Source organism: Chitinophaga sp. 9-1-y, assembly GCF_059511905.2.
In genome coordinates this window covers 7,700,970-7,721,979 of sequence record NZ_CM197955.1, presented here as the reverse complement: position 1 = coordinate 7,721,979, position 21,010 = coordinate 7,700,970, and the positions used below count along the sequence as shown (strand labels likewise).

17 protein-coding genes are annotated in these 21,010 nt (G+C 44.4%); 7 read left to right on the top strand and 10 right to left on the bottom strand.

Features of this window, described 5'->3' with window-relative positions; genetic code table 11:
• Nucleotides 1–9: 9 nt before the first annotated feature.
• Both AC5ZC7_RS30755 and AC5ZC7_RS30750 read right to left on the bottom strand, forming a co-directional pair.
• A complete protein-coding gene (locus tag AC5ZC7_RS30755; RefSeq protein ID WP_496161543.1) occupies nucleotides 10–3,078 on the bottom strand; it encodes a TAT-variant-translocated molybdopterin oxidoreductase in 3,069 nt (1,022 codons plus the stop codon).
• A gap of 69 nt (nucleotides 3,079–3,147) precedes the next feature.
• Nucleotides 3,148–4,377: a c-type cytochrome gene (locus AC5ZC7_RS30750; RefSeq protein WP_511911614.1), complete on the bottom strand. Its 1,230-nt coding sequence runs from the start codon at nucleotides 4,375–4,377 to the stop codon at nucleotides 3,148–3,150.
• A 493-nt stretch (nucleotides 4,378–4,870) separates the two neighbouring features.
• On the opposite strand from AC5ZC7_RS30750, the gene AC5ZC7_RS30745 reads away from it, so the two are divergent.
• The 3 genes from AC5ZC7_RS30745 to AC5ZC7_RS30735 all read left to right on the top strand — a co-directional run bounded on the left by AC5ZC7_RS30745 (nucleotide 4,871) and on the right by AC5ZC7_RS30735 (nucleotide 7,022).
• Nucleotides 4,871–5,620: a copper resistance protein NlpE N-terminal domain-containing protein gene (locus AC5ZC7_RS30745; protein ID WP_496161544.1), complete on the top strand. Its 750-nt coding sequence runs from the start codon at nucleotides 4,871–4,873 to the stop codon at nucleotides 5,618–5,620.
• A 118-nt stretch (nucleotides 5,621–5,738) separates the two neighbouring features.
• Nucleotides 5,739–6,308 (top strand): phosphoribosylglycinamide formyltransferase, encoded by a 570-nt coding sequence (gene purN, locus AC5ZC7_RS30740; RefSeq protein ID WP_496161545.1) that lies wholly within the window; start codon nucleotides 5,739–5,741, stop codon nucleotides 6,306–6,308.
• Nucleotides 6,309–6,353: 45 nt separating this feature from the next.
• On the top strand, nucleotides 6,354–7,022 hold the full coding sequence (locus tag AC5ZC7_RS30735; protein ID WP_496161546.1) for a hypothetical protein: 669 nt from the start codon (nucleotides 6,354–6,356) through the stop codon (nucleotides 7,020–7,022).
• Between the two features lie 8 nt (nucleotides 7,023–7,030).
• Here AC5ZC7_RS30735 and AC5ZC7_RS30730 read toward each other — a convergent pair whose 3' ends face one another.
• From AC5ZC7_RS30730 to AC5ZC7_RS30720, 3 genes are all read right to left on the bottom strand, one after another.
• A complete protein-coding gene (locus AC5ZC7_RS30730; protein WP_496161547.1) occupies nucleotides 7,031–9,493 on the bottom strand; it encodes a TonB-dependent receptor domain-containing protein in 2,463 nt (820 codons plus the stop codon).
• A 132-nt stretch (nucleotides 9,494–9,625) separates the two neighbouring features.
• Nucleotides 9,626–10,810, bottom strand: a complete 1,185-nt coding sequence (locus AC5ZC7_RS30725; RefSeq protein WP_496161548.1) for a GTP-binding protein — start codon at nucleotides 10,808–10,810, stop codon at nucleotides 9,626–9,628.
• A gap of 102 nt (nucleotides 10,811–10,912) precedes the next feature.
• Nucleotides 10,913–11,332 (bottom strand): MerC family mercury resistance protein, encoded by a 420-nt coding sequence (locus tag AC5ZC7_RS30720; protein ID WP_496161549.1) that lies wholly within the window; start codon nucleotides 11,330–11,332, stop codon nucleotides 10,913–10,915.
• 201 nt (nucleotides 11,333–11,533) lie between these two features.
• Here AC5ZC7_RS30720 and AC5ZC7_RS30715 point away from each other — a divergent pair, with 201 nt between their 5' ends.
• Together AC5ZC7_RS30715 and AC5ZC7_RS30710 are read left to right on the top strand one after the other, a co-directional pair.
• Nucleotides 11,534–12,160, top strand: a complete 627-nt coding sequence (locus AC5ZC7_RS30715; protein WP_496161550.1) for an SCO family protein — start codon at nucleotides 11,534–11,536, stop codon at nucleotides 12,158–12,160.
• Nucleotides 12,161–12,174: 14 nt separating this feature from the next.
• Nucleotides 12,175–12,609: a transcriptional repressor gene (locus AC5ZC7_RS30710; RefSeq protein ID WP_496161551.1), complete on the top strand. Its 435-nt coding sequence runs from the start codon at nucleotides 12,175–12,177 to the stop codon at nucleotides 12,607–12,609.
• 100 nt (nucleotides 12,610–12,709) lie between these two features.
• Here the strand turns inward: AC5ZC7_RS30710 and AC5ZC7_RS30705 are convergent, their stop codons facing one another.
• The 3 genes from AC5ZC7_RS30705 to AC5ZC7_RS30695 all read right to left on the bottom strand — a co-directional run bounded on the left by AC5ZC7_RS30705 (nucleotide 12,710) and on the right by AC5ZC7_RS30695 (nucleotide 17,118).
• The gene (locus AC5ZC7_RS30705; protein WP_496161552.1) at nucleotides 12,710–14,431 is read right to left on the bottom strand and encodes a M3 family oligoendopeptidase; all 1,722 of its coding nucleotides are present in this window, start codon (nucleotides 14,429–14,431) and stop codon (nucleotides 12,710–12,712) included.
• A 224-nt stretch (nucleotides 14,432–14,655) separates the two neighbouring features.
• Nucleotides 14,656–15,321 (bottom strand): DUF5606 family protein, encoded by a 666-nt coding sequence (locus AC5ZC7_RS30700; protein ID WP_496161553.1) that lies wholly within the window; start codon nucleotides 15,319–15,321, stop codon nucleotides 14,656–14,658.
• Between the two features lie 93 nt (nucleotides 15,322–15,414).
• Nucleotides 15,415–17,118: a lamin tail domain-containing protein gene (locus tag AC5ZC7_RS30695; protein WP_496161554.1), complete on the bottom strand. Its 1,704-nt coding sequence runs from the start codon at nucleotides 17,116–17,118 to the stop codon at nucleotides 15,415–15,417.
• Nucleotides 17,119–17,267: 149 nt separating this feature from the next.
• Here AC5ZC7_RS30695 and AC5ZC7_RS30690 point away from each other — a divergent pair, with 149 nt between their 5' ends.
• Together AC5ZC7_RS30690 and AC5ZC7_RS30685 are read left to right on the top strand one after the other, a co-directional pair.
• The gene (locus AC5ZC7_RS30690; protein WP_496161555.1) at nucleotides 17,268–18,257 is read left to right on the top strand and encodes an aspartate-semialdehyde dehydrogenase; all 990 of its coding nucleotides are present in this window, start codon (nucleotides 17,268–17,270) and stop codon (nucleotides 18,255–18,257) included.
• A 317-nt stretch (nucleotides 18,258–18,574) separates the two neighbouring features.
• Nucleotides 18,575–18,826: a hypothetical protein gene (locus AC5ZC7_RS30685; protein ID WP_079471700.1), complete on the top strand. Its 252-nt coding sequence runs from the start codon at nucleotides 18,575–18,577 to the stop codon at nucleotides 18,824–18,826.
• Nucleotides 18,827–18,907: 81 nt separating this feature from the next.
• Here the strand turns inward: AC5ZC7_RS30685 and AC5ZC7_RS30680 are convergent, their stop codons facing one another.
• Nucleotides 18,908–19,567, bottom strand: a complete 660-nt coding sequence (locus tag AC5ZC7_RS30680; RefSeq protein ID WP_511911613.1) for a DUF2461 domain-containing protein — start codon at nucleotides 19,565–19,567, stop codon at nucleotides 18,908–18,910.
• A gap of 158 nt (nucleotides 19,568–19,725) precedes the next feature.
• Complete coding sequence (locus AC5ZC7_RS30675; protein ID WP_496161557.1) at nucleotides 19,726–20,811, bottom strand: outer membrane beta-barrel protein; 1,086 nt, start codon at nucleotides 20,809–20,811, stop codon at nucleotides 19,726–19,728.
• Between the last annotated feature and the right edge of the window lie 199 nt (nucleotides 20,812–21,010).

The window sequence follows — 21,010 nt, the reverse complement described above, 5'->3', positions numbered from 1 at the left end:
GTTAAGATCTTACGCATGATGCGCTTCTTCCTTGTGAGCAGATTCTTTCTTTTCTGCTTTAGGTTCGGCATCCTTGTTTCTGATCTTAGCCAGGTAGCTGATAGAAGGCAGTACGTGTGTTTCTTCCAACACATAGTATAACCTGTCTGTTTGCATCTCGTTGCGGATCTTATAGATTTCGCTGTTTTTATCGTTGATGTTACCGAATACGATCGCATCAGCGCCACATGCTTGCTGGCAGGCAGTTTTAGCAGCACCATCTTTCAATGGGTGACCGGCTTTCTTCGCATCCAGTTTCGCTTCCTGCAGACGTTGTACGCAGAAGGAACATTTTTCCATCACACCACGGCTACGAACCACAACATCTGGGTTCAGTACCATGCGGGTGAGGTTATCGTTCATATCAGCCACATCGTAGAGGTTATTTTCGAAGCTGTCCGCACCGTTCCAGTCTCTCCAGTTGAGGCGACGTACTTTGTAAGGACAGTTGTTAGCGCAGTAACGGGTACCGATACAACGGTTGTAAGCCATCTGGTTAATACCTTCAGAGCTATGGTTGGTAGCACCTACCGGGCAAACGTTTTCGCAAGGCGCGTTATCGCAGTGCTGGCAGAGCATTGGCTGGAACACTACTTCCGGATTTTCCTCATCACCGCTGAAGTAACGGTCAATACGGATCCAGTGCATTTCGTGTGCTTTCGCCACTTCTTCACGACCTACAACAGATACGTTGTTTTCCGCCTGGCAGGCAATGGTACAAGCACCACAACCAAAGCAGGTGTTCAGGTCGATAGACATACCCCATTTGATACCAGGGTAGCTATAGTTAGGATACAGGGTAGCGTCTTTACGGAAGTCAGGACCAAATTTCTTCAGTTCCAGCCTGTCTTCGTTTACCTCTTTAGGATTGTGGATAAACTCTTCCAGGGTAGTTTCCTTCACGATAGGACGACCTTCGTAGCTATTATGTGTTTGTGTTAAAGCAACAATTTCTTTCTTACCGGTAGCTTCCACACTGGCTTCAGTAGTGAAGTAGTCGAAAGTTTGACCGTTGAAGCTTACGAAAGGATAAGCGTTTACACCGATACCACCAGCTGCCCTACCTACTTTTTCACCACGACCGTAACCTACTGCTATCGCGATTACTTCTGGGTGCATACCCGGAACAATCAGCATTGGCAGTTCGACTTCTTTACCGTTGGATTTAATTTTCAGTACTTTCTTTTCTGCGTTGATTTCGTAATCGTCACCTAACTGAGTAGAGAAAGTTTTAGCGAGCTTGTTGGAGATACAAGCGTAGTTACCCCAGGTAGCGCGGGTGATTGGATCCGGCATTTCCTGTAACCATGGGTTGTTAGCGAGTTTACCGCTACCGATAGCTACTTTTTCGTAGAGTACTAATTCATATTGACCACCTTTCTTCGCGCTGTTGATTTTAGCAGCAGCACCAGCGATATCGCCGGAGAAAGTGGCACCACCTAAAGCTGGAGCAGTAGCTGGTTCAACAACACCGTCCTGCAGTGCTTTGTCCCAACCTTCCTGGCCACCCAGTTTAGTGATCCATTCATTTTTCAGATAATCTGCCCAGGTAGTAGTGTTACCAGTCCAGGTCAGGAGGGTATCCTGTACCGCACGTGTTTTAAACAGCGGCAGGATAGTCGGTTGTCCGAAGCTGTAGTGACCTGCTCTACCTTCCGCATCGTTCCATGCTTCCAGGAAGTGATGATCAGGAGCCTGGTATTTACACAGTTCAGTGGTTTCGTCGTTTCTTTCGTTGAAGGAAACAGCCACTTTCACTTTAGCCAGACCGTCTGTAAATTTCTTCGCATCGAAGTAATCGTAAGCAGGGTTAGCGCCATAAACCAGTACCGCACCGATGCTGCCTGCGTTCATATCGCTTACCAGTTTCGCCATTTCCGCATCATTACCCTGACGGTAGTTAGATGGAGAAGCGAAATCGATGGTGTTACCGTTAGCGCCGATGATGTTGTTGATAGCGTTGACGATGATCTGTACATTCACATCGTTAGAACCGCTCACCACCAGGGCTTTACCGTTACTTTCTTTCAGTGCTTTTGCTGCTTTCTGAATACCTGCTTTTACACGTTCGCTGGCAATAGCCGGAGCAGTTACGCTACCACCTACAGCTGCCAGCAGTGCCAGCGCAATAGCGCCGCTTTCAGAAGGCTTGTGTGTATATCTTTCATCCGCATTTGCACCGGTAAGGCTCATCGTGCTTTCGAACTGGAAGTGTTTGGACATTTCCGGTTTCTGAGCATTGATCTTACGTGTTTGTGCAAACTGGCGGGCGTATTCAACCGGGTTTAACCAGGTTCCGAGGAAGTCGGCTGCCAAACTCACAATCACTTTCGCATTTTCGAAGTGGTAAGAAGGGATCACTCTTTTTCCGTAGGAAGCTTCGTTAGCCTGCAGCATACCAGCGTAAGAAACCGCATCGTATACTACATGGCGGGAGTTTGGATATTTGCCCAGGAACTCGCCGATTACTTTTTTAGTAGACGGGCTGAGTAAAGTAGTACTTAATAAAACAACAGGAGCACCGCCTAAACCGGCCAGTGCTGCACCTACTTGTTTATCCAGTTCTGCCCAGGTAGTTTCCGAACCAGCGATAGATGGGAAACGGAGACGAGCGGTATCATACAGGCTCAATACTGCGCCTTGTACTTTAGCCGAAGTAGCCCCCTGGGTGACAGCTGATAAAGTATTTCCTTCCAGTTTGATAGGACGACCTTCGCGGGTTTTCACCACTACAGGTACATATTCGCCATCAATTGAATAAGAAGAAGCATAATAATTGGCTACGCCGGGGGTGATTTCTTCCGGTTTGTTTACATACGGAATTGCTTTCTTAACCGGTGTTTCACAGCTGGCAGCGATAGCGGCAGCAGCAGTGGTAAAACCAAGATATTTAAGAAAATCCCTGCGCGGGGTAGTAGCATTCAACAGGCCTTCACTCTCGAACGGCAGTTCTTCACTGAATTCGTTCTTCACAATTTCCTGATGCGCATCGGTATTGTGCAACTCCTCCAAGCCTTTCCAATACTTTTTTTGCTCCATGTTATATTAACGAGTTACGTTTATAAATTTGATATCTTCTGATCTGAGAGAAATCTCTCTAAATCCATCCTAGTAGTGACATTTTTGACATTCAGTACCACCTACCATTTCAACTGTTACGCTATCGATCTTCTTATCTTTAATATCCTGATGAAGCTTTTCGAAGATGCTGTAATAGTTATTGTCAGCGAACTGCACTTTCGTAGTACGGTGACAGTTGATGCACCATCCCATAGAGAGGTCAGCAAACTGGTGTACTTCGTCCATTTCTGTGATGGCTCCGTGGCAGGTTTGACATTGTTGTTGACCAGCCACCACGTGTTGAGAGTGGTTAAAGTAAACGTGGTCAGGCAGGTTGTGGATTTTGGTCCATTCGATAGGACGGCCTGGCTTAGTATATTTACCAGCTTCAGGATCCCAGCCTACGTAATCGTATAATTTCGCGATTTCGGCAGTACCATTGATTTTCTTGCCTTCTGCGTTAGTCAGCTCAGGACCGGAGTATTCCTTAATGGCCTTGTGACAGTTCATACAGATGTTTTCAGAAGGAATCATAGCATGCTTACTTTTCTCAGCACCAGCGTGGCAGTATAAGCAGTTGATCTGGTTAATACCGGCGTGTACTTTGTGGCTGTAGAAGATCGGTTGTTCCGGCATGTAGTCTTTCTGACGGCCCAAACCGATAGCACCCTGGATGGTGAAGTAACCACCAACCATGAAGAGCACGAGGATAATCAGTGCCAGGTAAGCTTTGTTCTTGTAGAATGGAACAGGTTCCGGAGTAGGTACGCCTTCTTTATCACCAGCCAGCTTATTCAGGTTGCTGTTGATCTGCATCAGGATCAGCGCTACTACCGCGAGAATCAGGGTAATGATACCGAACAGTAAACTGTTGTCATTGCCTTTTTCTGTTGCGCCGGCAGTTTCATCACCTGGCTTGGCAGCACCAGCTACTGGTTGCGTCTCTGTAACTTTCACATAAGCCAGGATGTCGTCAATGTCCTCGTTTGATAACTGAGGAAATGAAGTCATCTGTGTCTTGTTGAACTCATTAAAGAGATCATTGGCGTATTTGTCCCCTGTAGCCAGGACTGAAGCAGAGTTATGGATCCACTGGTGCAATAATTTCTTATCAGCCCAGCGACCCTCTACGCCTGCTAATGCAGGACCTGTCAGCTTTTTGTGGACATTATGGCAGGACGCGCAATTGGTTTGGAATAATGCTTTACCCTTCGCTGGATCCGCAGCAGCCTTAACGGAAGAAAACGGAATTACTATACTAGCGCATAGAATAAGCACACTCACAAAATGCTTGCGCAAAAGAATGGAAACACGACGATACACAGCCTATATAGTTTAGATTTGACCTAAAGTTTCTTAAAAGTGCCAGCAAAAATAAGACAGAATGTTGACAATTTACCAACAATTAAAAAAATTTATTGTCTTATAGCAGGGCTTTTTTTACCCGTTTTTTGAGTAATTATTGAGCTGTAAGTCTTGCTGCTGGCCTATTTGAACAAATCACCCTTTATATCTTTCAAAACTTATTATTTTGATTGAAAGTTCTTTTCCTCTGTGGAGGCTCGTCTACATCATAACGTGGGGCAAGGTTTGCGGGGATATAATTATAATAGATTGCAGATGAAAATCAGATAGTGGTCCCCTATATCCTTCCTTACACAATATAATATATTATCTGTCAGCGCAATTATTTTCTATGAGAGTTGTTATTTTTACCTTAATAACCTGTCAGCGAACCAGAATGTTCAATCTGTACCAAAAAAACGTTCCCATGAAAAAATACGTTATCCTCGCTGCTTTGATCGCTACCATGGCGGCTTGTAATAATAATCACCCTGCTCATCAGACAGACAGCACTTTACAAAACACCACTACACCATCCGTAGTTGCGACACGTATTACCGGTACCTACCAGGGTACCCTCCCTTGTGCAGACTGCCCCGGCATGGATTACCAGATCAGCCTGTACAACGACCATACCTTCAGTGAACTGGTCGCCTACCAGGGACGAGGACAGGGAATAGCCTCCGTAGAAACAGGTACCTGGCAGCAAACTTCCGACTCCACGGTGGTCATCCGGAAAAAAACAGACAGCTCCTCCTTTCTTGCCGCTGAAGGCAACCTCCTTCAACTTGACACCAAAGGAAAACGCATCGAAGGCGTTCTTGCCAGTAACTACATATTAAAGCCCGTAGAAGGAGGCGATCGCCGGGACATCCTGGCCGGCAAACATAAATCCGGTATCCGGTTTACCGCCAACGGTAATGAACCCGGCTGGACCCTGGACCTTGATAACAAAAAAATCAGCTTCCATGCCATGAATGGCGACAGTACTATAGCTGTGCTGCCTCCCGCCCGTCCCAATACCGATACCCTGAAAGTATACACCACCCCGGGCATCACCGTGAGCATACGCAACACCATGTGTACTGATGATATGAGTGGACTCATGCGCCCTAACACGGTACAGGTACAAATAAAAGATAAAACCTACCAGGGATGCGGTGAGTATCTTAAGTAACCGGGAACGGCGATATCATATATATAATGAACAGAAAAGCGATGGGTGTATCTATTTACCCACAAATCCGGAATCGTAATTCCGAATTCGTAATTTTACACCTTTAAAACAGACTTAGTTGAAAAATATCGCCATATTCGCTTCGGGTGCAGGTAGCAACGCGCAGAAAATTATAGATCATTTCAGAGGTTCAGACAAAGGCAGGGTTTCCCTCATTGTATGCAACAAAGCAGGAGCTGGCGTTTTACAAATTGCAGCACGCGAAGGTATTGCCACTATCCTGATAGAAAAGGAACCCTTCTTCCATTCAGATAAATATATATTGCTGTTAAAGGAACAACAGATTGATCTTGTGGTATTGGCCGGCTTCTTATGGAAAATTCCCGCCAACCTGGTACAAGCCTTCCCTAACAGGATCATTAATATACATCCGGCATTGCTGCCTAAGTTTGGAGGTAAAGGTATGTACGGTCACTTTGTACATGAAGCGGTGATTGCTGCTGGTGAAAAAGAAAGTGGTATTACGATCCACTACGTAAACGAGAAGTACGACGACGGTGAAACGATCCTGCAGGAACGTTGTATCATCACGCCGGAAGACACACCGATCACCGTTGCACAAAAGGTCCAAGCCTTGGAGCATCAATGGTTTCCGGTAATTGTGGAACGATTATTGTCCGCTCTTTAAGCCTGACTTACCAGATCTAAAAGCCAGTCTAACCCTTACAACTGTATGAAAAAGACACTGCTATTACTATGGTTATCCTGTTCGCTCGCCCTGGCATCTTTTGCACAGGATGCACCCAAACGAGGGAGCAGAAATACTTATCTAAAGGTGAACCCGGCTACACTGATTAATGAGCTGGACATTTACCTTGAACAGGAGTTATCTGATAACTTTAGTCTCGAACTCGGTATCAGTGGCATTTATACAGATTATCCCGATTACGTGCTGGCCAAAAAAATTGACTTCGGACAAAAAAAACCAGACATCAGCACAGAACAATTTGTAGACGGCCGCGGGCTGGGCTTCCGTGTGGGTGGACGCCTCTATCTCATATCCAGGGATATGGCGCCTGCCAGAGCAGCAGGCACCTACTTTGAACCTGTGATCTTTTTCAAGAAAGTTTTCTACCCTAACATGGCGAATACTTTCCAAAATAACACCTATACCGACTCCGGTGATAAAAGTGTAGTTGGATTACAATTACTGATAGGCCGTCAGTTCAAAAAAGACCGCTTCATCCTGGACCCATTTATCGGTCTGGGCATTCGCAGCAAAATTTATCATTACAAAACCTATCATTTTGATGACAATACCTTAAGTCTCAACGATGGCAGAATGGTAAGTATATTGCCCAGCCTGCAGATCGGTATAAAAATGGGACTCAAGCTCTGGTAAGAAGTGTACTAAAATGGCACGATTACTTTTGCACTGAAATTTCTTCCCATATTGTAAATCCCCAGATGCCCGTTAGGGGAGGAGCTGTAATACTCAAAATATTTCAACCGGTTCATATTTGCCTGGTAAGCAATATTCCATACGTTATCCAGTTGCAGAAATACTTCGCAAACGGTGTTGCCCTTCTTATTTGTAATACCAGTACCGGCGCCCACATTAATCAGGGTATATCCCGGCGTAAATGTTTCCGTATTATCCACCCCGTAAAAATGTGGCTGGTCTGCCATCACATCTGCTTCCAGGCGTATGTATGATTTGGAAAAACACGCATGCGTTTGTTGGGTGGTAGCCCTCAGTTCACTACGTATATGCGTAGGCGGTATAAACGGAAGATAGCGCGCTTCATCCCCATGCTTATCAATCAGTTCCTTATTACGATTACGTCCCTGCGTACAGGCAATACTGTTATTCATGGTTAGCCAGCGGAGGGCCCGTGGATGAAGATTCACGCTGACCTCTGCACCATATAACCTTGCGGCTGATTGCTGATAGCGATAGGTAGCATTACCCGCCACAATTACTACCGGGTTACCGTTGTCGTCATATAGTTTTGCCTGATAAATATAATTGTCGATACTATTGTTGAACAGTTCTACACTGATATCCATGTCAGGCAACCACGCCTGTATACCGATATCTTCCTGTAAGCTAAACTCTGGTTTAAAGCTGCGGTTACCGAGGTATACAATATGTGCGCCCGGATCTAACCCGTTGGAGCCAATCTCTGTAATATTAGGCGCACGGTAGCCCCGGGCAATATTAGCCTTTACCAATATGCGCTCACTGATATTCCAGGTAGCGCCCACACTACCGGATACTCCTGTATAATTATGCTTAAACTGGGGAAACTGTAAACGGGCACCGGCTGTATCAGGCAGCAATACATGCTGCTCAAAATCATTATGCTTATTGGGTCCTACATAAAAGTCGTTCCAGCGAATGCTCCGGCTATCGTAGCGTACGCCCCCTGATACGTCTACTTTACCGAACGACTTCTTCGCAAAAACAAATCCACCTATATCAAAAAGCCGATAATCTGGAATAGGAAAGTCCGTACCATTCCTGCTTTTATTGGATTGATACATCCCGTTAACGCCGATAGTTGTTTCTACGCCATTCATCTCCGGCAAATTATAGCGAACATCATAATTCAATGTATTGAGCACCACGTACAACCCTGGCTGTGCCGGCATTTCCGGGTGATTAAATTCCCGTCGTATACTTTGTTGTAACCCCAGCATAGCATTGATATCACCATTGCCAATATTCCATTTGGTACGGTTGTACATCCGGTAATGTTGTATATGCTGATGCAAAGGATTAATGGTGTAAGAACGTAGTTCCTGATCTGTCACCAATGGACGATCCCTGATGTCATCATCTTCCTTTACCTGTTTGGTAAACTTACGTGTAAGGGAATCTCTGCTGCCATCCGGTATTTCCTGGGTATTATCGTACAGAGTGGCGCCAAACTGTGAATATCCCCAGGCTTTATCAACACGGGCCAATGCTGTTAGATTGTATTCTTTGAAGGCGGTGCCATATACATATCCATCAATTTTATTCTGATAATTATGTGCTGCTTTTGCAGTAGCCCGAAACACATATTTCCAGTCGTTACTACCATATGCCAGGCCAATGGAAGTACCTACCATACCGTTATTGCTGTGGTAGTCTGTCAGGAAGCTGCCATGCAATTTTCCGGGAGTTAATTCCGGGATATCCGGAATCATGTTTATAACGCCAGCCAGCGCATCTGAGCCATAGGTAAGGCTCGCAGGGCCTTTCACTACTTCTGCCCGGGAAACGCCATATTGATCTATTTCAATGCCATGTTCATCGCCCCATTGTTGTCCTTCCTGTCGTACGCCGTCAAACAGCGTGAGTACGCGATTGTAGCCCAGGCCGCGAATGAATGGTTTGGAAATATTAGGTCCGGTAGTTACGGCGCTTACACCTGGTATACCTTTGACGATAGCATCAATGAGATTATTATTCACATTCATATTCATCTCTCTTTTTCCTATAACGGCAATGGGTATAGGATTTTTGCGAACGGCGGTAGCGCGGGAAACACCCGTTACCACTACTTCATTGAGTTTTGATAAATCTTCTTCCAGGGAGATGTTAATGCTGGTGGTTTTCCCGGCGGCAATTACTTCCCGTCGCACCACCGGTTGATAACCTATCATAGAAATGCTGATATCGTAACTGCCGGGAGGAATGTTCTTAATATTGAAAATACCCTGTTGATCTGCGGTAGCTCCTGTGTGCAACGTTTTTATGGCAATCGTAGCAAATTGCACCGGCCTGCGATCCTTATTAGTAACAACTCCTTTCAGGCTGCCTTGCTGTGCGTAGGTAAGGATAGTGATAAATAGTAAAAATAGTAATGTAGATAAATGTTTCATGCGTGTTTGAAATGTAGGTTTAATACAGTACGGGCTTTCTGGATAGTAACAATAAAGCACACTTCCGAGCTGTTATGCTCAACAAAACTATATTCTATTTTAACACTTGTCTAAATTAATTTTTAGGCTAGACTAAATATTAGGAAAAGGATCTTTAAAAACATAGGTACTATTCAGGAGGTTAATCTCTGCAGTAGTACACAAACAACCATCCAGGTCGCGGATAATATCTTGTTCGGCAAGGTCCTGGCCAATAATGACCAGTTCATTATAGCGATCTGCAAAATGAGGATCCCACCGATTTATGATGAGTGCCGCTGTTTCAGGATCCAGGTTCCATTGTTGGCGGGGAATGGCGCACCACCAGTAGCCCGCTTTCTCTGCACGGAGTGATCCTCCTGCCTGGCTCCAGTTGATGGCAATATCCGGACGGGATGCTAACCAAAACAATCCTTTACTGCGTATGATATTACCGGGCCAGCGTTCATCAATGTATTCCCAGAATCGTTCCGGATGAAAAGGTTTGCGGCTTCTATACACGAAAGAAGATATGCCGTACTCCAATGTTTCAGGAATATGTTCCTGCGCCAGTTCTGCCTGCCAGCCGGCACTTTGCGAGGTAGTGTCAAAGTCAAACAACCCGGTGTGGAGGATTTCTTTCAAAGGTACCTGTCCTTCTACTGTTTCAATAATCTTTGCCTGTGCATTGAGTTTACGCAGCATAGCTTTAAGGCTTCCCAGTTGTTCCTTGCTTACCAGGTCGCATTTATTCAACACAATCACGTTGGCAAATTCTACCTGGTCTGTTAGCAGGTTTACGATGGTACGCTGATCAGCCATATCTTCTGTGAGGCCTCTTTCCTGTAGTTGTTCCACACTGCTATAGTCATTCATGAAATTGAACGCGTCTACTACGGTTACCATGGTATCCAGTTTGCTGACGGTGGTCAGGTCAATATTATTGGTGGGATCCTGGTAGCAAAAAGTTTGTGCTACTGGTATGGGTTCCGATATGCCGGTAGATTCTATCAGCAGGTAATCGAAGCGCTGTTCTTTCGCCAGCAGAGCCACTTCTTTCAACAGGTCTTCTCTCAGGGTGCAACAAATACAGCCATTGCTCATCTCCACTAATCGTTCCTCTGTTTTGTGCAGGGAGTTTTCATTTCTCACTAATTGTGCATCGATGTTTACTTCGCTCATATCATTCACGATAACGGCTACACGTAAATTTTCACGGTTATGCAGTACGTGATTAAGCAAAGTAGTCTTTCCCGCGCCGAGGAAGCCACTCAGCACCGTAACAGGTAGTTTTTCCATATGTGAGGTATTATTGTCTTAGCCGATATCGACGACAGCAGGTTTTTTTATATAAAAACGTATATCCGTTATTGTTAGTAGGTGGATGTTCTGGATGAATAGTTACCTGTCTGTTCCGGGATGTGTATGCTTAGGTACTGTACATTCCTTACAGCGGCGCAGGTTCAATAAATGTGCGCTGGTGACGCCGGCTGCACCCAGGAAAATAATAGCAGGTTCCCAATAACCACCCGCTACACCGAAATGGCCTGCCAGCAGTAATGCAAACCCGGCGGTGAATATCAGCAGGGGAGTTATCCGGCGGTGATGCCTGAAATAGCCACGTCCCAGCGCCAGGCTACCTATACCAAAAGAGAATACCAGCAGCCCGTATTCCAAACTTTCGTTCTCCAAAATATGTGTTCCCAGCAAAGGGAGCACCGTGATCAGCAAAGGTAATAAGGCACAATGCACTGCACAGGCCAGAGAGGCCCCGATACCTACGGTATCCAGGCTCATCCGCTTTAAAATGTTACTTTCCATGTCCCCGTTTTTCTATGCCAACAAAACTACATAAATTTGCAACAATGTTGCAAATTAAATTTAACCAATTAATCAGATAATTTATTTTGTTAATTGTAAAACATTGCATTCGTGTTAAAAAAGACAGACAACAACTACATTGCTGGGCATCTGTCAACTATGTACTACCTTTGTATATCGAATAAAACTGGTATTATACCTATGTCGAAGAAAGCAATTATACTGACCGCATTTTTTGTGATATTGAGCGTGGGATTCCTCGCTTACTCCGCCTACGTGATTAAAGGGCAAACAGGTTCCTTTGTTGGAAAAGAAAAGTTACCGATCCTTGGAGCTCCCGGCCATACTGTACCTGGGTTTTCTTTTACAGATCAGAACGGCAACACCAAAGCGAAAGCGGATGTAGCAGGGAAGATTTATGTATCTGAATTCTTTTTCACCACCTGCACCGGTATTTGTCCGAAGATGAATGCCAATATGGATAAGGTGTACGCAAAATATAAAGATAAACCTAACTTCCTGATCCTGTCGCATACCGTAGATCCGGACCACGACAGTGTACCTGTTTTAAAAGCTTATGCTGCCAAACACGGTGCCGATGAGAAAAACTGGTGGTTCCTTACCGGCGATAAAAAGCAGTTGTACCGGTTAGCCAGACAAGGCTACCTTGTAGATGACGGTGTATATACTGGAGAAGAGGATTTTGTGCATACACAATGGTTTGCGCTGGTGGATAAAACCGGTCAGATACGCGGCCTCTATGAAGGTACCAAACAAAAAGATGTGGAAAAATTGATTGCAGACATAGACCGTTTAATGGAAGAATAAACTTTTTTTTCATCATGGGGACTAAACAACAAATTACAGAACGAATCGGCAGTCTTTTACGTGATAGTAAACTGAGCGTAACAGAAACCAGGACCAAAATCCTGGAGCTGTTCATGAAAAGCAATGGTGCGCTGGAACACAGCGATTTCGAAAAACTCGCGGGCAAATCATTCGACCGCGTAACGGTATACCGTACCTTACAAACCTTTCTTGATAAAGGCATCATTCATAAAATACCTACTACCGACACTTCTGTACGCTATGCTGTATGTAAATCGGAGTGCTCCGAACACCACCACCACGATCATCATATACACTTTAAATGTGAAGAGTGCGGGACCACTATCTGTTTAGATGATACAGACATCCCGCAAATACATCTCCCTAAAGGTTATGCGGCACATAATGTAGAAGTGGTGGTAAGTGGGGTATGCAAAACATGTAAGTAAAGCATAAAGCGAAAAGGGGAAAGCATAAAGCGATGGAGGGGAATGATCGAAGCGAATATTCGCTTTGACCATTCCCCTCCATCGCTTTATGCTTGTTTGTTTATATTTTTTCTATTTCTGCTTTTACGAAATCGGCCAGTTCCTTTACGTATGCAGGAGAGAAGTCGAACTTAATGCCTGCTGCTTTGTACAATTCAGGAAGCGTTTTGGTATTACCTAAACTTAACGCCTGTACGTAGTTATTCAATGCCTGAGTTTTGTTTTCTTTATATTGTTTCCACATCGCAATGGCGCCGAGTTGTGCAATGCCGTATTCGATGTAATAGAAAGGCACTTCAAACAGGTGTAATTGTTTTTGCCAGGTAATAGCACGATAGTCTTCATTGCCGGACCAGTCTACCACCGCAGGGGAGAACTCATTCAAAATTTCCAGCCATTTAGCCGTGCGTTCTTCTGTAGTGTGTTGCGGATGTTCGTAAATCCAATGCTGGAATTTATCGATGGTAGCAATCCATGGGAAAATGGTGATAGCACGTTCCAGTTGTTGCAAGCGTGCACGGCGCAGTTGGGTGGCATCATCAAAGAAAATGTTCCAGTGATCCATGGTAAAGAGTTCCATGCTCATGCTGGCCACTTCTGCTATTTCCATAGGATACTCTTTGAAAGCGCTGAGTGATAAATGATGACTCAGGAAAGAATGCACCGCATGGCCACCTTCGTGTACCATGGTGGTCAGGTCTTTCATTTGACCGGCAGCATTCATAAAGATGAATGGCACGCCTGTTTCCGCCAATGGGCAGTTGTAACCGCCTGGTGCTTTTCCTTTGCGGCTTTCGAGGTCGAGGCGTCCCATTTGTTTCATTACCCGGAGGCAGTTACCAAAGAAAGGGCCCAGCTCATCAAAAGTAGCAATGGCTTTGTTTACCAGCTCGTCGCCGGATTGGAAGGGTTCCAATGGTTTTACGCCTACCGGCTCTGCTTCTGTATCCCAGGGCTTCAGCGTATCGAGTTGTAATTTTTCCTTTTGCTTTTCGAGGATTTGTTGCACCAGTGGTACAATGTGCGCTTTGATAGCAGCGTGGAACTGAAATGCGTCTTCTTTAGTATAGTCGAAACGACCCAGTTCTTCAAATTTATAATCGCGGTAATTGGCGAAGCCTGCATTTTTTGCAACCTGATCGCGCTTCACTACCAGCCCGGTATACAAATCGTCTAATGCTTTTCTGTCTTCCAGGCGACGTGCAGCCGTTTTGGTGAATACTTCTTCTCTCAGGGAGCGATCGCTGTTTTCCAGGAATTTCGCGGCTTGTTGCAGGGTATATTCCTGGTCCTTTACCGTAATGCTCATTCTACCGGAGATAACACCGTACTGTTGCGCCATTACGCTTAGTTCCGCCTGCAGGGGAATATTTTCTTCCCTGAACAGTTTCACCTGTTTTTCCACATTGCGGAGGTAGGTTTTATAGAGATCCTGATCCAGGTCTTTGCGGAAGGGGCTGTCGAGAAGTTTTTTATTGAGTGCATCTGCATAGGGTTGCAGCTTGGGCTGAATTTCCATGCAGAAGTAAGTAAATGCTTCTTCGAGTTCTTTGCTGTTAGTATCGCAGGTCATGCGAATCTGGCGCCAGCAGGCATCTTCGCTAATAACTGCTTCCAGTTCACTCATATCTTTCAACCATTTCTCCAGGTCGGCTACGCTGTTAATAGGCCTTTGTTCCAGGGCTTCGAAGTAGGGTTGCAGCGTATCCCAGGTGGTTACGGTAAAAGTTTCGGGGAGAAATTGACGGGGGAGTTTTTTTATATCTGCACTTAAATTATCCATGCTATCAAATATTTTAAAATTTTTCGAATGTAGAAATTTAGGAATTTTTGTGCGAATGCCGGGCGAATCTGCTTAAAAGAATCGTTAAAAAAGCGGAATGCTAAAACGATTCAGGCTTCTATTTACAGAAATACGATTCTGTAAATAGAAGCCTGACCTATAATATTATTAATGAATATTAAGCTGTTGAAAACAATCTATTATTCACCAATAACTGGTTCTTACTATTCTTCTGTTTTCTTCTTGCGTGGCTTAGCAACTTTTTTAGGTTCTTCACCTTCTGCTGCCGGCGCGTCATCTTTCTTTGCTTTGGCTTTTTTAGGCGCTTTTTCTTCGGCACCTTCTTCGCCTTCTACAGCCTTTTTAGCACGTGGCTTTTTAGGCTTTTCTTCTGTAGCTACTTCTGCTTCAGCGGCAGGAGCGGCTTTTTTCTTTTTCTCAGGAGCAGCGGTTTCTTCTACTGCCACTTCTTCTACTTCACCTTCACCATTGGCCAGAATCTCTTCAAATTTCAACAGATCGTTTGCTTTGAGGATACCGAACCATTTCACCATCTTCTTCATATCACTCACATACACTCTGTCTTCATCGAATTCAGGGAATACGTTTTTGAAATAAGCTTTGATAGCATTGTTATCTGCTTTACCTGCTGCAGGTGGGAATGTCGCTGCTTTTTCATCCATGGCTTTAAATACTTCAGCCAGGTTTACGTTTTCGCCGGTAGTGAATACTTCAATACTTTCCAGTGGAGTAAAATTATGCACGCGGGAAGATACAAACCTTGTACTTTTATCTTCCAGTGACCTTACGATGGCGCCATCTTGTTTGCTGGCTACTAACTGAAACAAACCGCCCAATCCGGTTACTGCAACAATTTCTCTGTACTGCATGTTCAAATTTTTAGGAAGCGCAAATATAAATAATTATAATAGATTGACCGCTGCTATTTTTAATGGCTAAAAAGCCCGCAACGGGGGAGTCGCTCAGGTCAACTTTCGTGCCATGACCACTGTGCGTTTCCAGTGTTTTACTTGTCCGCCGAGATTAAATATCTCTATAAAAAATATATAAATCCCTGATGGTAAAACTACTGCATTTTCTCCAATTCCATTCCACTGCAAATATCCGTTGTTTCCCAATAATAAATTACGCGCCAGGAAGCGTACGGGCCGGCCTCGTATATCAAAGACGGTAATATTTCCCACATAGCCGGGGCCGGGCAATTGCCAGGAAATTTTCACTTCATCATCTATTCCATCGTTATCCGGGGTAAAGGCGGCCGGATCGAGTACAATATTGAGGGAATCCGCTGCTTCCACCCGGCGTTGGGAGTTAAGCGCGCCAGGCGTGGCATATCCGGCAGTAGCCGCAGCAGAATGCCAGTTGTCTCCCTTGCTGGCAGGAACATCATACTGCAGCCTTTCCAGGGAAATGCCCTGTAAAGCACTTGCCAGGGGGAAATGCTGGTCTTCCCGGTAAGGCAATTCATCTATCACCACACTATCTGCCCGCCATAATATAATGTTACCCGCCGCCATTGGCATAGCCGGTAAGCTGCTCACTTCCTGTATATTTTCCGGTGCTTTGCAGGTGTAATGACGACATAGCAATGCGGCATCTGTTGTAATAGCCAGGAATTGCCCCGGCATTAATAGCCGGCCGGCCGTGCTTAATGGTTTAAAGCCTGCTGGCTTCCCCTCTTTTCTTACGCCAAAATATAATTCCTTCAGCGCAATGGCTTTCTGGCTGCGGTTATAGACCTCTATAAATTCCGGTACACCCGGAGGTGGATAAAACAGGATTTCATTAATTACCACGTCCTGCACTGCTGGCGGTTGCGGCATCCCCAATGCAATATTGGCGTAGATGTTACTCTCCTCATGATAACAACCGGTAACACCGGTAGTATTTAGCCAATAGTTTTGTGTGGCCTGGATGGGCGCGGAAAGCAGTAGTTGTACATTGGTAAACAAAGGAGGGAGTACTTCACAGCTGCTTATTTTTATGCCCCCGCTCAGCTGGTAATGCCGGGGATCTGCTGCAATGGCGCTATCCAGCGTTTTGCTGTATTGCAATAGTACATGCAGGCTATCTGTTATGGCAGCATAGAGCAGATCCGGCCGGGTATCATCTATCCTATCAGCGGCTACTGCATTGGCTTTACCAGGTGTACCACCGGTGCTGGCAGTGCTTGCCCGCCAGTTCATTTTACCACTACAGGGCAAAGCAGCGTTAATCATTTCCAGGCTGATGCCTCCTTTGGGCCTGGTGGGCCCATACCAGCCCTGCTGGTAGTTGACCGCGTGTATAACGCTCCCGGAGGGACTGTACAGCACTATCAGGGCGGTATCATCTGCTATGGCCGGAAAGCGTTCCAATCGGCCCACATTAGAGATATGATAGCTATCCGCCGCAGCAGCAGGGCAAAGCAGCAGCAGGCTGTCGGCCGCCAGCAGGTATTCCGGCAGCATTACTTCCCGCTTATTCACTGCCAGGCGCCAGTTTTTTAATTGAACCGGCTGCTGGCTTACATTCCGGAGTTCTATATATTCATACGGTGGCAAACCAGCAACAGGAGAAGGTTTGGGCATTATTTCGTGTATGATCACGTCATAGCGGTTGATGGTTTGGGTAAAACCAGTCAGGGCCTGCAACAGTATGCAGCCACAAACAATGGGCATCCTCATATATTTTGGGTTTTATGGGCTTCAAACTTAACATTCAAAATATTACGGCCTGTTAATGCCGTGTAAACGGTAAAAAAAAATCTTAGTGCTATGAAAAGCGCTTGCTATATATTAATTTTGGGCTTCCAAAATTAAAAATGTAAAAACAAATGAAAGTTGCCGTAGTAGGAGCGACCGGATTGGTAGGCTCAAAAATGTTACAAGTGTTAACGGAAAGAAATTTTCCCGTTACTGAATTGATTCCAGTGGCTTCTGAGAAGTCCGTAGGTAAGGAAGTAACATTTAAGGGCAAGACCTGGAAGGTGGTAAATGCTGAAACGGCGATTTCCATGCAGCCTAATGTGGCGATCTTTTCTGCCGGTGGTAGCACATCCCTGGAATGGGCGCCTAAATTTGCGGCAGCGGGTATTACCGTAATTGACAATTCCAGTGCGTGGAGAATGGATCCTACCAAGAAACTGGTAGTACCGGAAGTAAATGGTGATGCCATTACCCGTGATGATAAAATCATTGCCAATCCTAACTGTTCCACTATTCAGATGGTGTTGGTTTTGAAACCATTGCACGAGAAATATAAAATTAAGAGAGTAGTAGTATCTACTTATCAGTCTGTAACTGGTACCGGTGTAAAGGCGGTAACGCAGTTAATGAATGAAAGACAAGGCATTACCGGTGAAATGGCATATGCTCATCCGATAGATCTGAATGTTATTCCGCAGATAGACGTATTTCTCGATAACGGCTATACGAAAGAAGAGATGAAGATGGTGAACGAAACGAAGAAGATTATGGGAGATGACAGCATCCTGGTAACGGCTACGACTGTACGTATTCCGGTAATGGGTGGTCATAGTGAGTCAGTGAACATTGAGTTTGAAAACGAATACGAAGTGGCAGACATACGTGCCATCCTGGCGGAAACACCAGGTGTGATTGTGGTAGATGATCCGTCTAAAGCATTGTATCCAATGCCTAAAGATGCACACGATAAAGATGAAGTGTTTGTAGGTCGTATCCGCAGGGATGAAACACAGCCTAAAACGGTGAATATGTGGATTGTGGCAGACAACCTGCGTAAGGGTGCTGCTACTAACGCGGTACAAATTGCGGAATATCTCAGTGGTAAGCATTGGCTGTAATCATACTGTTGTGCTATGTAATTAAGGGGTTAAAATACCCCTAAATGCATCTCCCGCAGATGACTATACGAAAATACATCTATAACTCATTAAGAGCAAGCGCGTTATCGCTTGCTCTTTTTTATGCGATTCATAAAACGATAACACAAAAAGCTTAAAAATTACACGGAAGTAGTATTGATTTGTGCGGGATAAAATCCAATTTTGGAAACAATAATCCTATGCCAACTAAAACTCTTTGAAAAAGAAGAGTAGTCCAATTTTAGAGATGCCGGTATTTTTCGTTATTTTCTAATCAGAAAACACCCTTAAGTCCTATGAAAACCAACACCAATCGCGAACTTCTGTTGATGCACAAGTTCACCGAAGAGTGGAGCACCAATTTCTCTTCACAGGTATCCCGGATCATGAATATTGTTGATCAGCAGGATACTTTGGACGGAATTATACCGATTATTGAGGTGGCGAATGTTTATAATCAACGTTTTGCCCACGCGCGTACGGACAAAGAAAATCTTTTAAAGAATCGTAAAGCTCGTCCGTTCGAATTCCTGATTCACAAGAATTAATCCTGGATGAAACCAGGAAGTGTGGTTTATTGGTTTATGGAAGATGTAATCACTTTTATAAACTAATAAACCACTTTTATGTTAGTCCATTGCCCGGTTAAGAAACCGGATTAAAGGCTGCATTACCGCAAATGTTTTCAGTATTTCTCTTACAATAGATGGCTGCGTACAGGCTTCGTCTGTAACGGGACGTGATACCAATACGCTTTTCAGCTTCAGGTATGCAATAGCGGGATTATCCGGCTGATATCCCTGCGGAGCTGTTTTTAATGCATCCCCATCTACCTTTCCAAAATGTTTGATGAATTCTTTATTAGAAATAATCTGTTCAAATTCCTGGAAATTATAATCTATTTCTTGCCTGATTTTTTTCAGATCTGGTGCAGCCGGCATCCAGATGCCGCCACCAGCAAAACTATTTCCTCCCGGTTCCAGTTGAAAATAATAACCCGCCAATGTTGATTTCTTACCACCGGGTTGAAAGGCTGCCCCCAGGTTAGTTTTATAGGGTGTTTTATCCTTTGAAAACCGAACATCCTTATAAATACGATATACACAATCTTTCACCTGTAACCCCTGCACAGTGGCATCCTGTTTAGCCAACCCATCTATGAGTTGTTGTACCATGCTTTCAAAATCATCTTTTGCTGCTAAATATTCGGTTCTGTGCTCATCAAACCAAATTTTATTATTATTTAATTTGAGCAACTTTAAAAATTTTAACGTGGACGGTTGCAACATCATTATTCTATTTTAATCCCAAGATAATACAAAGAGCAGAAAGCGTAAAGCAGAAAGCAAAAAGCTATTAAAGCGAATAATGGGATCGAGTATCTAAATACTTATCCGCTTTCATTATTCGCTTTAATAGCTTTTTGCTTTCTGCTTTACGCTTTCTGCTAGAAATGATATGTGGCGGCTAACAATACATTGGATGTCATATCATAGGGTTTCCCATCAGATTTACTGAATATATCTACTGATGCTTTATCCAATCTGAACTCCGGCATAATAGTAAGGTTTCCTACCTTGTAATTTAAAGTAAGTGTACCGGCTACCACATTTCCGCCACCAGGCACGGCGCTGAAAACTTTCAGTCCATCTTTATCACTGAAGTATTCGCCGCGTAGGGTGAGTCCCACTTTATCTGTAAAGTCAAGATTTACGTACAGTGCATTACCCCACCACTTTGCATTTTCGCGGGTACTTTTGGGTACACGTGTATCTGAATAAGTGCTGTAGGTAGCATTATAACCCAAACCTACTACTTTATTGATCTGGTAAGTGGCTACCAGGTCTACCTGGTGATTTTGGATACCAAAGGTGTCTTTCCCTTCCAGGTAGTTGAGGTACAATTTAATGGGTGTTTCAGCAGGAGCGAAGCCCAGTTGTGCACCAATGTATTTGTGGCTGTTCTGGGTAACTGATTTCAGGTCAGTAGGATTGAATACGCCCACCATGGCGCTTAAAGAAGATGTGATCGCGATGTCTGCTTTAACTCCCGTATTAAAAAAAGGACCGTAACTAAACATGTAACTCATGCTATAATTTCTGTTGGCATAGGCATCAACCAATTCGTACCCGATGTGCGTAGCAAAACTACCCAGGCTTACTTTTATTTTATCAGTTAACTGATAAGCCACATACAACTGTTTGATAGCCATGGATAACCCATTTGAGGAGCCGGGGGCATCATTATAAGAAAATTCTCCTGCTCTTTTACCAAATCCCAGGTCAGCAACAATACTTCCTTTTTTAAATCCATGTTCTACTTTGAGAGACACCATTCCTAATTCGAAAGAATTATGTGAATTAGTAAAACTGGTTTTATTATCTGTATTGTTGCCGTTTAAATTGTACTTATAATATACATCTGCGGATCCGGACAATTTAAAAGCAGGTGCAGTGGTGGTATCCGTGGTCGATTGGGACATGGCAACGAGACTGCTGCCCATAACAAATAAGGTCGTTAACATTCTTTTCATACTTATAAGTTTGGTTGATAAAATGTATGTACTAATGCGGCCTTGCCTTGCTTTCGGATTGTTTCGGGGAGGGTGTACGCGTGCTTTCTGATGATGCTACAATCAGAATAGAAGGAATGGATAATCGGTTGCTAATGATTGGTGCGAGTTTCACTTATTTACAGCGATTTAGCTACCAATTATCCATTCCAGGTTCTTA